The sequence below is a fragment of the Pseudomonas sp. NFACC32-1 genome, from assembly GCF_900101215.1.
Lineage (GTDB): Bacteria > Pseudomonadota > Gammaproteobacteria > Pseudomonadales > Pseudomonadaceae > Aquipseudomonas.
This window is the reverse complement of the sequence record NZ_FMUL01000001.1, coordinates 402,523-415,878: the sequence shown is the minus strand read 5'-3', so window position 1 is coordinate 415,878 and position 13,356 is coordinate 402,523. Positions and strand designations below refer to the sequence as shown.

Here is a 13,356-nt window from a genome sequence, read left to right as displayed (position 1 = left end):
CCCCGATACAACCCTGATAAACTGCGCCATTCGCCTCGTTGACTCAGATTGCCAATGTCCCTACAAACCGCTCCGCTCTCCCGTCGTTTTTCTGTTGCTCCGATGATGGACTGGACAGACGCCCACTGCCGCTTCTTCCTGCGCATCCTCTCGAAACACGCCTTGCTCTACACCGAGATGGTCACCACCGGGGCGTTGCTCAACGGCGATCATGAGCGTTTCCTGCGTCACCACGAAGCCGAGCATCCCCTGGCGCTGCAACTGGGTGGCAGTGTCCCGGTTGATCTGGCGGCCTGCGCGCGTATGGCCGAGGCCCATGGTTATGACGAGGTGAACCTCAACGTCGGCTGCCCCAGCGACCGGGTGCGGAACAATATGATCGGTGCGTGCCTGATGGGGCATCCGGGGCTGGTGGCCGATTGTGTGAAGGCGATGCGTGATGGGGTATCGATTCCGGTGACGGTCAAGCATCGCATCGGAATCAATGGGCGCGACAGCTACGAGCAGCTGTGCGAGTTCGTCGGGACGGTGCGCGAGGCGGGTTGCAGGAGTTTCACCGTACATGCGCGTATCGCGATTCTGGAGGGGCTATCCCCCAAGGAGAATCGCGACATTCCGCCCTTGCGCTATGACGTGGCGGCTCGGTTGAAGGCAGACTTTCCGGACCTGGAGATCGTGCTCAACGGCGGCATCAAGACGCTGGAGGCCTGCCATGAGCATCTGCAGACGTTCGACGGGGTGATGCTGGGGCGCGAGGCCTATCACAACCCTTATCTGCTGGCCGAGGTGGACCAACAGCTGTTCGGCAGCATGGAACCAGTCATCACCCGGGCCGAGGCCCTGGCGCGGTTGCGACCTTACATTGCCGATCATCTGGCCGCAGGCGGGGCGATGCATCACATCACTCGCCACGTACTGGGGCTGGGCACCGGGTTTCCGGGCGCGCGGCGGTTTCGGCAGTTGTTGTCGGTGGATATCCACAAGGCCAAGGATCCGCTGGCATTGCTGGATCAGGCCGCTCAGTTGCTGGAAGGGCGTTGATCGTCACTGGGTTTGAACCTGCGTGGTGTTTTGGCATCGTATTTACGGATACTCGCCCCGCCCATTCAAACAGCCGTTTTCAGGTTGTTGCCGCCGGGGCTGTCGATACCTCTTCACGCCCTTGAGTGGCTGTCAGCCCTCGGGTAATGTCAACAGACCCATAGGACAGAGCACGCTCATGACTTCCAAGCTGGAACAACTCAAGCAATTCACTACCGTCGTGGCCGATACCGGCGATTTCGAAGCTATTGCCCGCATCAAACCCGTGGACGCCACCACCAACCCTTCCCTGTTGCTCAAGGCTTCGGCGATGCACGGTTATGCCGAGCTGCTGAACGCCTGCGTGGCGGACTGCAAGGGTGATGTCGGCCTGGCCAGCGACCGTTTTGGCGTGGCGGTCGGCCAGGAGATCCTGAAGGTGATTCCGGGGCGTATTTCCACTGAAGTGGATGCGCGCCTGTCGTTCGACACCGACGCCATGCTCAAGCGTGCCCATCGCCTGGTCGATCTTTATGAGAAGGCCGGCGTCGGCCGTGATCGCGTCCTGATCAAGATCGCATCGACCTGGGAAGGTATCCGCGCCGCCGAGCAGTTGGAGCGCGAGGGTATCCAGTGCAACCTGACCCTGCTGTTCTCCTTCGCCCAGGCCGCGGCCTGTGCCGACGCTGGGGTATTCCTGATTTCGCCGTTCGTAGGCCGTATCTACGATTGGTACAAGAAGGCCAATGGCAACGATTACACCGGCGCCGATGATCCAGGCGTGCAGTCCGTGACACGCATCTACAACTACTACAAGGCCAATGACTACAAGACCGTAGTCATGGGCGCCAGCTTCCGTAACATCAATCAGATCGAACAACTGGCCGGTTGCGACCGCTTGACCGTCAGCCCGGAACTGCTGGAGAAACTGGCCGCCGACGAAGGCAAGCTGGAACGCAAGCTGGCGCCTGGACAGGCCGGTGAAGCACGCCTGAGCCTCAACGAAGCGCAATTCCGCTGGCTATCCAACGAGGACGCCATGGCCACCGAGAAACTGGCCGAAGGTATCCGCCAGTTCGCCCGGGACCAGGAGAAACTCGAGGCGCTGCTGCAAGCCAAGCTCTAAGCGCAGTCGAAACAAGAAGGGGGCGAACCTGGATGGGTTCGCCCCCTTTTTTCATTGCATCAATCCGCAAGCCTTGATGTCGGCCCACGGAGATGAATCAAGAGCCAGGTCGTTCCAGCGCATTCACCAAGTCATGGAACGCCTCACGATTGGACTCGTTGAGCCCCATCAGGATCTTGTGGGCTTCCAGTACCTTGATCCGCACGTCTTCTTCGGATTGGTCCTGATCAGGCAGGTCGTCCAGGCACTCGGGGCACGGCACCGGGTCACCGACGATGTTGAACACCTGGTCGAAGCCCATCGACTGCAAGAGGCGGGTAATGTCGCTGTGGGTGGTGACGACGGTCGGCAGCAGGCCGACCTTTTGCCGCGACAGGATCGACAACTTGGCCAGCAGGCCAAGGGTGGTGCTGTCGATACTGCGGGTTTCAGTCAGGTCGATCACGATGGCATTGAAATTCAATGCAGTGAAGATCCGCTCAATAGTCGCATCCAGCGCCGAACAAAGGGTCAGACGCACTTCACCGACAAACTTCAGGACAAATGTGCCGTCCTGCTCGGCGAACTGGATTCTACCGGTACTCATCAAAGGTTCCTGCTCAACACTAACAGGGCGATATCATCCGGCATCTCCCCTAGCGTAGCTAATCCAAACACTTGCCGCAGACCTTCCAGGCTGCCGCCCGCAGCACTCACCCGTTCAGGCAAGGCCGCTTCTTTCTCTTTGAGTGTAGGCTCCGACAAAAGATCCAGAATGCCATCAGACATCAGCGTCAGGCTGAATACGGGTGGCAATTCCAGTACGTGGTCCTCGTAGGTCGCCTCGTTGAAAAGGCCCACCGGCAGACCACGCCCTTCCAGATACCGAACACTGTCCGGGGTGTACAACACAGGCAACGGCAGATGGCCGCCGATGCTATAGGTCAACAAGCCCGTCTCCTCGTCGATGACTCCACCGACCATGGTGACATGTTTACCCAGCTTACAACTGATCAGGCCCCGGTTGATATGCCCCAGGACCTCCGAAGGCTTGAACTCCGGCAACGTGCCATTGCGCTTGGACTCGAACAGCAGGCGCGTGGTCATGAATTTCAGCAGCACCGTCACGAACGCCGACGAGGCGCCATGACCGGAAACATCTGCCAGGTAAAACGCTACTCGCCGCTCATCGACCCGAAAGTAGTCCACGAAATCACCCGACAGGTATAACGACGGGATGATCTGGTGGGCAAAATGGAAGTCGTCGACCGACCAGGGGCTGACCGGCAGCATGTTCATCTGCACCTGACGCCCGGCGTTCTGGTCTTCCTGCAGCAGGTTCAGGCTGGCTTCCAGCTCGCGGTTGGCGGTTTCCAGTTTTTCGCGGTAGCGCTGGTTTTCCACCATCAGCCGCGAACGGTCCAGGGCCCGGCGCACCGAGTGTTCTAGCACGGCCAGGTCTTCCAGGGGTTTGATCAGGTAATCCGCCGCGCCCAGGCGCAAAGCCTCGACCGCGTCGTTCATCACACCCGCGCCCGAGACCACGATGACGGGTGTCTGCGCGGAGATCTCGGCGACCTGGCGAATGAGTTCGAGTCCGCCCATCTGCGGCATGCGCAGGTCGCAGATGACCAGGTCGGGCTTGTCTTGCTCGAATACCTGAAGACCCTGTTGGCCGTTGCTGGCCTGCAGGACGCTGAAACCACTGTCTTCCAAGTAGGCTGCGAGGCTGGCTCGCACCACTTCGTCATCATCGATTATCAGCAGCGTGGCACTGGTTTTTGGCATGTGGGCAAACGGCGCCAGAATTAGGTTGGCGTAGCGGGCTGGGCTGTCGGGCCGGGCGCGCACTACTGGATTCGCTTTCTAGCCTCTCTGTCGTACAGCTTTCAGGCGTTTGCCCTACACACGTTTACATCAGAGGTGCCCTTCTAAGGCGCAGACGGTACTCCCATCCGCGGGGCGTTTCAAGCTCATGCGGATAGCCGCTTGCCGTCTTTATTTGTCAAAGTACAGAGAGTTATAAGAACCGAGCGAAGCGTAACTCAATGGAAGGATAAATCCCGCCCGATGCACCCCGAAAGCACGAAAGGCGGCCTTTCGGGGCCGCCTTTCGTGCGCAGCAGGGTGGATCAGAAATCGTCCACTACCTGACCGTCCTTGACCTTGAACTCACGGTTCTGCAAGAAGGCATTGCGGATGAATACGTACTTGTCACCGGTCACCATCTTCTCGGCCGACAGCAGGCTGGCGCGGGTGTCGACGATGTTCAGGCCGAAGATCGAGTTACGCACCGAGACGTTGTCGATATAGGGATACGGCGTGGTGTAGCTGTCGACAAACCTGGCCGGGGCATCGCGCAAGGTGCTTGGGCCCAGCAACGGCAGCATGACATAGGGACCACTGTCGAGTCCCCAATAGCCCAGGGTCTGGCCGAAATCCTCGTCGTTGCGCTGCAGGCCCATCCTGGTGCCTACGTCGAAGAAGCCCAGCAGGCCGAAGGTGGTGTTGAAGAGCAGTCGGGCGGTGTCGACCCCGGCGGCGGCCGGCTTGCCTTGCAGCACATCGTTGGCCAGGTTGCCCACGTCGCCGATGTTGCGGAACATGTTGTGGATACCGTCTTCGAGGAATTGTGGCGTTACATATTGATAACCCTGCGCCAGCGGTTTGAGCGCATAGGTGTCGACGGTATCGTTGAATTTGAAGATCGGCCGGTTGATGCTTTCCCAAGGATCTTCTTCCGTGGCGGCCTGGGCGGCGAACGGTACCAGCAGAACACTGGCAGAAAGACACAGCTGAGCTAGACGATGGCTCCAGCGCATAGGGGAAAACTCCTTGGATTGTTCAGGCAAGGGCGCCGAGCCCAGGCGGTGAGGTGGCTAGTATAAAGCGGAACGTGTCGATAGGCAGCAGGGTAAAGGAATATGCCTGTAGGACCTTTCTTTCATCCAGCGCCTTCATTTCCCTGTCACAGAGCTGTCATCGAGGGCCGGTAGGCTCCAGGTTATTTCAAGGACGTTCCCATGCCCCGCGCCGAAGCCCTGCCCCTTCCCGCTCCCAGTCTTACCGCCGTACTGTTTGGCCTGAGCGGGTGCCTGGTGGATTTCGGAGCGCGGGTTCGTCAACCGGGTGCGAAACCGGCCGAGCATGCCCACCCGACGCCCGGTGCGCTGGAAAGCCTCCACCGCCTGCAACTTCAAGAGATACCCTGCGCCTGGCTCGATGAACTGCCTCCCGCCGTCAGCCATGGCCTGGCGGCGTCCTTGCCGGCGTGGATCAAATCGCCGCAACTTCCTGCAACAAATAATCCGTGGCCAGCGCCCCATGCCTGCTGGCAAGCATTGATGGCCCTGAACGTCCAGCAACTGGACGGATGCGTCCTGGTGAGCGGCGAACCCCGGTTGTTGCAGTCCGGACTCAACGCCGGCCTATGGACCATCGGTCTCGCATCCTGCGGCTCGCTGTGCGGCCTGGCGCCGGCGCAATGGCAGGCCCTGGACCAACAGCAACGCGAAATCAGGCGGGCCAAGGCCACCGTGCAATTGTTCGGGCTGGGGGTGCATTCGGTGATCGATCATTTGGGCGAACTCGACGCCTGCCTGGCCGATATCAGCCTGCGTCGGCTCAAAGGCGAGAAGCCCTGACCCGGATCATGCAGGTTGTGCGGGGGTGGATTACTCTTAAAGCAGGCCATGGACCTTTGACGAAGCGTCGCGGTCCATGGCTGTGCCGATCAATAAGGAGTACGCCATGCCTGGCCGCGACGATTTGCAAAAACAGCTCGACCAATTGCGCGATCAATTGGAACAGAACCCGCCGCTGTCCGAACCAGAACGCGAGAACCTGCACCAGTTGATGACTCAGATCGAGGCCGAAATCGAACTGGAAAACACTCTTCAGGACAACAGCCTGGTCGACGGCGTGAACCTGGCCGTGGAACGATTCGAAGTCGAACACCCTACCATCGCCGGGACCCTGCGCAATATCGTGCAAGCCTTGGGCAGCATGGGTATCTGACCCCTGCGCATGTAAAAAGCCCCACTTTCGACAGTGGGGCTTTGCGTTACTCACGAACTCAAATGCGATCCTTCGTGGGGCCTGCTCGCGATTGCGTACCGTTGCTCAACCCCAAGGCTGAATGCGGCGCCCTCATCGCGAACAGGCTCGTTTCCCCGTCGGCGTTTCATTGACGGACCAGACGACGATTCGGCAATTGCATCGCTTCGGTGCTGCGATACGGGTTGATGTCCAGTCCACCACGGCGCACATAACGCGCATACACCGTCAATTTCTCCGGCTTGAGCAAACGCTGCAGGTCGAGGAAGATCCGCTCCACACACTGCTCGTGAAAATCCGAATGCTGGCGGAAACTGACGATGTAGGCCAGCAGGCTGGCGTGATCCAGGGCCGCGCCGCGATATTCCACCGCCACGCTGCCCCAATCCGGCTGGCTGGTGACCGGGCAGTTGGATTTGAGCAAATGACTGTGCAGGCTTTCCTCGACGATGCGCGACGCGTCGCAACGCAGCAACTCCGGGCGCGGATGCGCGTAGGAATCGACGCTGATGTCCAGGTCGTCGATGCAAGTGCCGGGCAGTGCCACGATGCCTTCGCTTTCCACCTCCTGGAGGCTGCGAACCCGCACCGCCACCGGCTTGCCGGCCGCGGCCGAAAGGTCCTGGCGCAAGGTCGCCTCCAGGCTTGCGGTATCGGCGAACGGGGTCTGGTTCAAGGAGTTGAGATACAACTTGAAGGACTTGGACTCGATGATATTCGGCGAATCCGCCGGAATCGCGAACTCACCGATAGCCACCACCGGCTTGCCGGAAGGCAGCAGCCACGACAACTCGAAACAGTTCCAGAAATCCACGCCCTTGTACGGCAGGGTCTCGGCCGTCAGGCCCAGTTCCGCCCATTTCGCGGTGCGCGGGATCGGGAACAGCAGTGATGGCGTGTACGTGGCGATGTATTCGCTGGATTTGCCCAGCGGCGAATGTTCGGCTGCGGGATGCATGACGGAAACCTGACTGAATAATCAGCGGATTCTATCAGCCTTTGCCAGCGCCTTTGAGTGCTTACTGTCTGACGGTCAGGTCACCCTTCATTCCCGCCTGGTAATGGCCGGGAATATTGCAAGCGAACTCCAGGCGAGTGACCTTGCTGAAGGTCCAGGTCAGTTCGGCTGTCTTGCCCGGCTCCACCAGCACGCTGTTGGGATCGTCGTGGCGCATGCCTGCCTGGCCGTGGCCCATGGCGCCGTGGTCCATGCCCTGCTTCATCGCGGTCGGCATCAACTGTCCGTTCTGTTGCATCTTGAGCATCTGCTGCTGGTGTTCGGCATGCATGGCCGCGTCGCCCAGGTTGAATTCGTGGAGTAACTGGCCTTTATTGATCAATACGAAACGCACGGTCTCCCCGGCCTTGATATCGAGGGACGCGGGCGAAAAGGTCATGTCCCCCATCACCACTTCGATACTGCGACTGGCCTTGGCCGCCGGCGCTGGCTGGCCAAAATCGACATGGCCTGGCGAGGCCCATGACGGCGCACTGAGGACGATTGCACAAGCAGCCAGGATCAGGCGTTTACCCATTAACATGTTCAGACTCCCAAGGGATGAGGTTCAGCTTGTGCGAAACTCTATCGCCGTGCGCCTGCCAATCGGCTGACGGCTCGATTACAACTTTGTCAGGTTGCACCATGGCCCTGCGTGCCACGGTATAACGCCCTCGTTCCAATCCTGCCTCGAGCCGCCACCATGAAATTGCTGATCGTCGAAGACCAAACGAAAACCGGCCAATACTTGCGCCAGGGCCTGAGCGAAGCCGGGTTCAATGCCGACCTGGTGGCCGATGGCATCACCGGCCAGCAACTGGCCCTGAGCGGTGAATACGCCCTGTTGATCCTTGACGTGATGCTGCCCGGACGCGATGGCTGGCAGATTCTGCAGGCCGTACGCGGCGCCGGGCTGGATACTCCGGTGCTGTTTCTCACCGCGCGGGACGCTGTCCAGGACCGGGTGCATGGCCTGGAACTGGGCGCCGACGACTATCTGGTCAAGCCCTTCGCGTTTTCCGAATTGCTGGCACGGGTCCGCAGCCTGTTGCGTCGCGGCGGTTCGTCGCCCCAGGAAACCAGCCTGCAACTGGCCGACTTGCGCCTGGATCTGATCCGTCGCCGCGTCGAACGCAGCGGTCGGCGCATCGACCTCACCGCCAAGGAATTCGCCCTGTTGGAGATGCTTTTGCGGCGCCAGGGCGAGGTGCTGCCCAAGTCCCTGATCGCCTCCCAGGTCTGGGACATGAACTTCGACAGTGACACCAACGTCATCGAAGTCGCGATCCGCCGCCTGCGGATCAAGATTGACGACGAATTTCCCAGCAAGCTCATCCACACGGTGCGCGGCATGGGCTATGTGCTCGAAGAGCGAAGCCTGTGAAGGCCCGGTGGTCCTTGAGCAGTCGCCTGGCGCTGCTGTTCGCCGCCTGCACCGCCGTGGTGTCGCTGTTTGCCGGGGTGCTGTTCAGCCGCGGCAGCGAGGCGCACTTCATCGAGCTGGATCAACAGTTGCTGGAAGGCCGGCTGATCGGCTTGCGCCGGGCCTTGCAGGATCTCGACGCCGAGCAGACCCGCAGGCGCCTGGAGGATGAACTCAGCCGCCAGGCCGACCTGGCGTTGCGTATCAAGGACAGCAATGGTGTGCGCTGGTACGACAGCTCGATCCGGATTCCACAGCAACTGCCGGAAAGTCCTGGCCTGTCGACCCTCAGCGATGCAGACACCGACTACCGGGTGCTGAATGCGCCACTGGACCCCAACCGTCCCGGCTCGCCACAACTGACGCTGCTGCTGGACATCACCCACCACCAGCATTTTCTGCAACGCATGCAGCGCCTGATCTGGTTGACCGTGGGCCTCTCCGCCCTCGCTACCGCCCTGCTGGGCGCCTGGGCCGCACGACGCGCCTTGCGGCCGTTGCGGCGCATGGGGGCCATTGCCGGCAGCGTCTCGGCCCGCTCCCTCAACGCCCGCCTGCCCGAAGAGCAGATGCCTGCCGAACTGGCCGAATTGGCCCACAGCATCAACGCCATGCTCGAACGCCTTGACGATGCGTTTCAACGGCTCTCGGCGTTCTCCGCCGATATCGCCCATGAATTGCGCACGCCGCTGTCGAACCTGTTGACCCACACCCAGGTCACCCTCACCCGGGAACGTCCGCTGGAGGACTACCGCGAAGCGCTGCACAGCAATCTCGAAGAACTGCAATGGATGGCGCAAATGGTCAACGACATGCTGTACCTGGCCAAGGCCGACCATGGCCTGCTGGCGCCCAACCGTGAGCCGCTGTTACTGGCGGCGGAAGTGGATGTGCTGCTGGAGTTCTTCGCACCCTTGGCCGAAGACGTCAATGTACGGCTGAACCGGGAAGGCGACGGTCGCGTGGAGGGGGATCGCAGCATGTTGCGCCGGGCCTTCTCCAACCTGCTGGACAATGCCTTGCGCTTCACCCCCGGCGGCGGCGAAGTGCGCCTGCAGATCCTTGACGGCCCGCATGCGCTGAAGATCTATGTGGAGAACAGCGGCGAAGGCATTCCAGCAGACCTGCTGCCGCGCCTGTTCGATCGCTTCTATCGCGCCGACCCGGCCCGCCGGGAAGGCAGCAGTGAACATGCGGGGCTGGGCCTGGCCATTACCCGCTCGATCATCCATGCCCACGGCGGGCATATCCACTGCGAGTCGGCCGATGGCTGGACACGCTTCATGATTGAATTGCCGAAGGCAGGCCAGCCCTGACACAAGACCCTGTGGCGAGGGGATTTATCCCCGCTGGGCCGCGAAGCGCCCCCCCCAAAACTGTCAATTCAACCTGTCTGATGTACCGAGCTTTCAGGTTCAGGGCTGCTTCGCAGCCCAACGGGGTAAATTCCCTGGCAACAAGGGCCCTGCAGCCGGTCCTGGATATCAGGAATACCGCAACGCCTGCGCCGGCTCGGTCTTCGCCGCACGCCAGGCCGGGTAGATCGTGGCGAGGAAGCTCAGGATAAAGCCGGCGGCACAGATCAGGATCACGTCGCCACGCTGAAGCTCCGACGGCAGGTTGCTGATGAAATACACATCGGAACTGAAGATGTGCTGGCCACTGACCCGCTCCAGCCATCCCACCAGCTCGCTGACATTCAACGCCGCGATCACCCCCAGCACTCCGCCGATCACCGTACCGACGACGCCGATTACCGTACCCTGGACCATGAAGATCGCCATGATCTGCCGCGGCGTGGCGCCGATGGTCCGCAGGATCGCGATGTCCGCGCCCTTTTCGTTCACCACCATGATCAGGGTCGCGATGATATTGAACGCCGCCACTGCGACGATCATCAGCAACAGCAGGCCGATCATGGTCTTTTCCATTTTCATGGCACTGAACAGGCTGCCCTGGGTGTGGGTCCAGTCGTCCGCCTTGTAGCCTGCACCCAGGCTGCTGGCGATATCGCCAGACACCTTGGGCGCGGCGTACAGGTCCTTCACCGCCAGACGCACGCTCTGCACCTGGTTCGGCTGCCAATGCTGCATCTGTGCGGCGTCGGCCAGGTGGATCAGCGCCATGGAACCATCCAGCTCGGCGCCCACCTTGAACACACCCACCACGTTCAGTCGCTGCATGCGCGGAGTGATTCCCCCCGGCGCGGTGCTGACTTCCGGCACGATCAAGGTCAGTTTGTCGCCGACGTTCAAACGAAAGCGTCGAGCCGTGATCTCACCGATCACCACACCATATTCGCCCGGTTTCAAGGCATCGAGACGCCCCTGGACAATATGCTGGGCCACGATGGACACCTTGCCTTCCTGGGCCGGATCGATACCGCTGATCTGGATCGGCTGCATCGAGCCCTTATGGCTGAGCATGCCTTCCATTTCGGTGAACGGCACGGCCGCCGTCACCTGGGGATTGTTCAATGCCGCGGCGGCCACCGGTTGCCAGTCATCGATGGGATTGACCCCGACGATGGTGGCGTGGGGCACCATGCCAAGGATGCGCGAGCTCATTTCGCGCTGGAAACCATTCATGACCGAGAGCACCACGATCATCGCCAGCACGCCCAGGGCGAGGCCGATCATCGACGTCATGGAGATGAATGAAACGAAGCGATTGCGACGCTTGGCGCGGGTATAGCGCGTGCCGATAAAGATCGATAACGGTCTGAACATTCGGGGCACCGTAAAAAGATAAATGACCCGGCGCATGGATGCTGCGCCGGGTTCCGGTCGGTCAGATAGGGGTCAGGCAACCTTCCTGCAGATGCAGCACGCGGTCCATCTGCCGGGCCAGATTCATGTCGTGGGTAACCACCAGGAACGCGGTGCGCAACGAGGTGCTGAGCTCCAGCATCAGGTCCTGGATGCCTTGGGCGGTGTGGGAATCGAGGTTACCGGTCGGCTCGTCGAGCATCACCAGGCCCGGCTTGTTGACCAACGCCCGGGCAATCGCCACCCGCTGGCGCTCGCCACCGGACAGTTCGGCCGGCTTGTGTTCAAGGCGGTGCCCCAGCCCGACCCGCTCCAGCAACGCCGTGGCCCGCTGGCGAGCTTCGGGAATCGCGGTACGGCCGATCAGCAACGGCATGCAGACGTTTTCCAGTGCGGTGAATTCCGGCAACAGATGGTGGAACTGGTAGACGAAGCCCAGGGAACGGTTGCGCAGCAGGCCGCGGCCCTTCTCGTTCAGCGCCGAGAGTTCCTCGCCCGCCAGCCAGACACTGCCGGCGGTGGGCGTGTCGAGACCGCCCAGCAGATTGAGCAAGGTACTCTTGCCCGACCCGGACGTGCCGACAATCGCCACGCGCTCACCCGGGAACAGCTCCAGTTGCAGGCCCGACAACACCACTACCGACTCCGGGCCCTCCTCGTAGGATTTACCCAGGTTGCGGCAGCTCAAGATCGCTTTTTCACTCATGCCCGACTCACTCATAACGTAACGCCTCCGCAGGCTGGGTGCGTGCGGCACGCCAGGCTGGATACAGGGTGGCGAGGAAACTCAGGATCAACGCGGCGCCGCAGACCATCACCACGTCATCGGACTGCAATTGCGACGGCAGGTAGTCGATGAAGTACACGTCGGCGTTGAGGAACTTGTGGCCGATCAGGCCTTCGAGGGCGGCAATCGCGGCGCTGACGTTCAGCGCGGCGAACATCCCGACCAGGGCGCCGACAATCGTGCCGATCACACCGATGACCGTGCCCTGGACCATGAAGATGCGCATGATCTGCCCCGGCGTGGCACCCAGGGTGCGCAGGATGGCGATGTCGCCCTTCTTGTCGTTCACCACCATCACCAGCGTGGAAATGATGTTGAACGCGGCCACGGCGACGATCAGCAGCAACAACAGGCCGATCATGGCTTTTTCCATGCGGATCGCCTGGTACAGGTTGCCGTGGGTACGGGTCCAGTCGCGGGCGTAATAACGATCTTCGCCAAGCTGCTGGGCGATGTTCCAGGCGACACGGGGCGCCTGGAACAGATCGTCGAACTTCAACCGCAACCCCTGGACCTGATCCGGTTTCCAACGATGCAGGCGCGCCAGGTCCTGGAGGTTGGTGACCCCCAGGTAGCCGTCCAGCTCGCCGGCACCGACATGGAAAATGCCGACCACGGTAAAACGCTTCATGCGTGGGAACATGCCGCCGGGGGTCACGGTGACCTCCGGTGCGACGAACGTCAGCTTGTCGCCGATGGCGACGCCGAGCTTGGTCGCGGCCTTGTCGCCGATGACGATGCCGAAGCTGCCCGGCGCCAGGTCGTCCAGCCGGCCCTGCCGCATGAAGTTGTCGATGATCGACACCTGCCGTTCGAGCCCGGGGTCGATGCCGTTGAGCAACACCTTGGACACCTTGCCGTCGTTGGTCAGCAGCCCCTGCATCTGGGTGAAAGGCGCCACGGCCAGCACCTGCGGATTGTGCTTGACCTGGGCGGCCAGGCTCGGCCAGTCGCTGATGGCCTCGCCGGATTCGACGGTGGCATGGGGCACCATGCCCAGTACACGGGTGCGCATTTCATGATCGAAGCCGTTCATCACCGACAGCACGACAATCATCACGACCACGCCAAGGGCCAGGCCGATGATGGACGTCAGGGAAATGAACGATACGAAATGGTTGCGGCGTTTTGCACGGGTATAACGCGTGCCGATAAATACGAAGAGAGGTCTGAACATGTCGGGGCTTGTTCGGAGGGAAA

At 61.1% G+C, this 13,356-nt stretch carries 14 protein-coding genes; 6 read left to right on the top strand and 8 right to left on the bottom strand.

Translation table 11 applies throughout. The annotated features are described in order from the left end of the window. The first annotated feature begins 54 nt into the window (after positions 1–54). Both dusA and tal read left to right on the top strand, forming a co-directional pair. On the top strand, positions 55–1,041 hold the full coding sequence (gene dusA / locus BLP99_RS01795; protein ID WP_092179570.1) for a tRNA dihydrouridine(20/20a) synthase DusA: 987 nt from the start codon (positions 55–57) through the stop codon (positions 1,039–1,041). Positions 1,042–1,219: 178 nt separating this feature from the next. Then, a complete protein-coding gene (tal, locus tag BLP99_RS01790; protein WP_072388951.1) occupies positions 1,220–2,146 on the top strand; it encodes a transaldolase in 927 nt (308 codons plus the stop codon). A gap of 97 nt (positions 2,147–2,243) precedes the next feature. Here tal and rssC read toward each other — a convergent pair whose 3' ends face one another. The 3 genes from rssC to BLP99_RS01775 all read right to left on the bottom strand — a co-directional run bounded on the left by rssC (position 2,244) and on the right by BLP99_RS01775 (position 4,947). Then, the gene (gene rssC, locus BLP99_RS01785; RefSeq protein ID WP_072388953.1) at positions 2,244–2,732 is read right to left on the bottom strand and encodes an anti-sigma factor antagonist RssC; all 489 of its coding nucleotides are present in this window, start codon (positions 2,730–2,732) and stop codon (positions 2,244–2,246) included. Continuing rightward, positions 2,732–3,913, bottom strand: a complete 1,182-nt coding sequence (gene rssB, locus BLP99_RS01780; protein ID WP_072388955.1) for a two-component system response regulator RssB — start codon at positions 3,911–3,913, stop codon at positions 2,732–2,734. The genes rssC and rssB overlap by 1 nt, the downstream gene beginning before the upstream one ends. Positions 3,914–4,257: 344 nt before the next feature. Beyond that, positions 4,258–4,947, bottom strand: a complete 690-nt coding sequence (locus BLP99_RS01775; protein WP_076407219.1) for an MlaA family lipoprotein — start codon at positions 4,945–4,947, stop codon at positions 4,258–4,260. A 201-nt stretch (positions 4,948–5,148) separates the two neighbouring features. Here BLP99_RS01775 and BLP99_RS01770 point away from each other — a divergent pair, with 201 nt between their 5' ends. Both BLP99_RS01770 and BLP99_RS01765 read left to right on the top strand, forming a co-directional pair. Continuing rightward, positions 5,149–5,769: an HAD superfamily inactivated hydrolase PcrP gene (locus tag BLP99_RS01770; protein WP_072388960.1), complete on the top strand. Its 621-nt coding sequence runs from the start codon at positions 5,149–5,151 to the stop codon at positions 5,767–5,769. A 106-nt stretch (positions 5,770–5,875) separates the two neighbouring features. Then, positions 5,876–6,142 carry a DUF4404 family protein gene (locus BLP99_RS01765; RefSeq protein WP_072388962.1) on the top strand — a complete coding sequence of 89 codons (267 nt, stop codon included), beginning with the start codon at positions 5,876–5,878 and terminating at the stop codon, positions 6,140–6,142. 166 nt (positions 6,143–6,308) lie between these two features. Here the strand turns inward: BLP99_RS01765 and queF are convergent, their stop codons facing one another. Together queF and copI are read right to left on the bottom strand one after the other, a co-directional pair. Continuing rightward, positions 6,309–7,139 carry an NADPH-dependent 7-cyano-7-deazaguanine reductase QueF gene (queF, locus tag BLP99_RS01760; protein ID WP_092179568.1) on the bottom strand — a complete coding sequence of 277 codons (831 nt, stop codon included), beginning with the start codon at positions 7,137–7,139 and terminating at the stop codon, positions 6,309–6,311. Between the two features lie 61 nt (positions 7,140–7,200). After that, positions 7,201–7,722, bottom strand: a complete 522-nt coding sequence (copI, locus tag BLP99_RS01755) for a copper-resistant cuproprotein CopI (RefSeq protein ID WP_072458053.1) — start codon at positions 7,720–7,722, stop codon at positions 7,201–7,203. Between the two features lie 159 nt (positions 7,723–7,881). Between copI and BLP99_RS01750 the strand changes: the two genes are divergently transcribed. Both BLP99_RS01750 and BLP99_RS01745 read left to right on the top strand, forming a co-directional pair. Next, the gene (locus tag BLP99_RS01750; protein ID WP_072458054.1) at positions 7,882–8,562 is read left to right on the top strand and encodes a heavy metal response regulator transcription factor; all 681 of its coding nucleotides are present in this window, start codon (positions 7,882–7,884) and stop codon (positions 8,560–8,562) included. After that, a complete protein-coding gene (locus tag BLP99_RS01745) occupies positions 8,559–9,917 on the top strand; it encodes a heavy metal sensor histidine kinase (RefSeq protein ID WP_076407220.1) in 1,359 nt (452 codons plus the stop codon). Before BLP99_RS01750 ends, BLP99_RS01745 begins: the two co-directional genes overlap by 4 nt. A gap of 168 nt (positions 9,918–10,085) precedes the next feature. On the opposite strand, the gene BLP99_RS01740 is transcribed toward BLP99_RS01745, so the two are convergent. From BLP99_RS01740 to BLP99_RS01730, 3 genes are all read right to left on the bottom strand, one after another. Further along, positions 10,086–11,330, bottom strand: coding sequence for a lipoprotein-releasing ABC transporter permease subunit (locus BLP99_RS01740; protein ID WP_072388972.1), 1,245 nt, complete (start codon positions 11,328–11,330; stop codon positions 10,086–10,088). A gap of 61 nt (positions 11,331–11,391) precedes the next feature. Continuing rightward, on the bottom strand, positions 11,392–12,075 hold the full coding sequence (gene lolD / locus BLP99_RS01735) for a lipoprotein-releasing ABC transporter ATP-binding protein LolD (RefSeq protein WP_165887691.1): 684 nt from the start codon (positions 12,073–12,075) through the stop codon (positions 11,392–11,394). A gap of 7 nt (positions 12,076–12,082) precedes the next feature. Then, positions 12,083–13,333: a lipoprotein-releasing ABC transporter permease subunit gene (locus tag BLP99_RS01730; RefSeq protein ID WP_072388976.1), complete on the bottom strand. Its 1,251-nt coding sequence runs from the start codon at positions 13,331–13,333 to the stop codon at positions 12,083–12,085. Between the last annotated feature and the right edge of the window lie 23 nt (positions 13,334–13,356).

Excerpts from the sequence above, each read along its gene's own strand:
- BLP99_RS01740 (WP_072388972.1), bottom strand. The coding sequence starts at position 11,330 with ATGTTCAGACCGTTATCGATCTTTATCGGCACGCGCTATACCCGCGCC.
- dusA (WP_092179570.1), top strand. The coding sequence starts at position 55 with ATGTCCCTACAAACCGCTCCGCTCTCCCGTCGTTTTTCTGTTGCTCCG.
- BLP99_RS01730 (WP_072388976.1), bottom strand. The coding sequence starts at position 13,333 with ATGTTCAGACCTCTCTTCGTATTTATCGGCACGCGTTATACCCGTGCA.
- tal (WP_072388951.1), top strand. The coding sequence starts at position 1,220 with ATGACTTCCAAGCTGGAACAACTCAAGCAATTCACTACCGTCGTGGCC.
- rssC (WP_072388953.1), bottom strand. The coding sequence starts at position 2,732 with ATGAGTACCGGTAGAATCCAGTTCGCCGAGCAGGACGGCACATTTGTC.
- BLP99_RS01770 (WP_072388960.1), top strand. The coding sequence starts at position 5,149 with ATGCCCCGCGCCGAAGCCCTGCCCCTTCCCGCTCCCAGTCTTACCGCC.
- copI (WP_072458053.1), bottom strand. The coding sequence starts at position 7,722 with ATGTTAATGGGTAAACGCCTGATCCTGGCTGCTTGTGCAATCGTCCTC.
- BLP99_RS01775 (WP_076407219.1), bottom strand. The coding sequence starts at position 4,947 with ATGCGCTGGAGCCATCGTCTAGCTCAGCTGTGTCTTTCTGCCAGTGTT.
- lolD (WP_165887691.1), bottom strand. The coding sequence starts at position 12,075 with ATGAGTGAAAAAGCGATCTTGAGCTGCCGCAACCTGGGTAAATCCTAC.
- BLP99_RS01765 (WP_072388962.1), top strand. The coding sequence starts at position 5,876 with ATGCCTGGCCGCGACGATTTGCAAAAACAGCTCGACCAATTGCGCGAT.
- queF (WP_092179568.1), bottom strand. The coding sequence starts at position 7,139 with ATGCATCCCGCAGCCGAACATTCGCCGCTGGGCAAATCCAGCGAATAC.
- BLP99_RS01750 (WP_072458054.1), top strand. The coding sequence starts at position 7,882 with ATGAAATTGCTGATCGTCGAAGACCAAACGAAAACCGGCCAATACTTG.
- rssB (WP_072388955.1), bottom strand. The coding sequence starts at position 3,913 with ATGCCAAAAACCAGTGCCACGCTGCTGATAATCGATGATGACGAAGTG.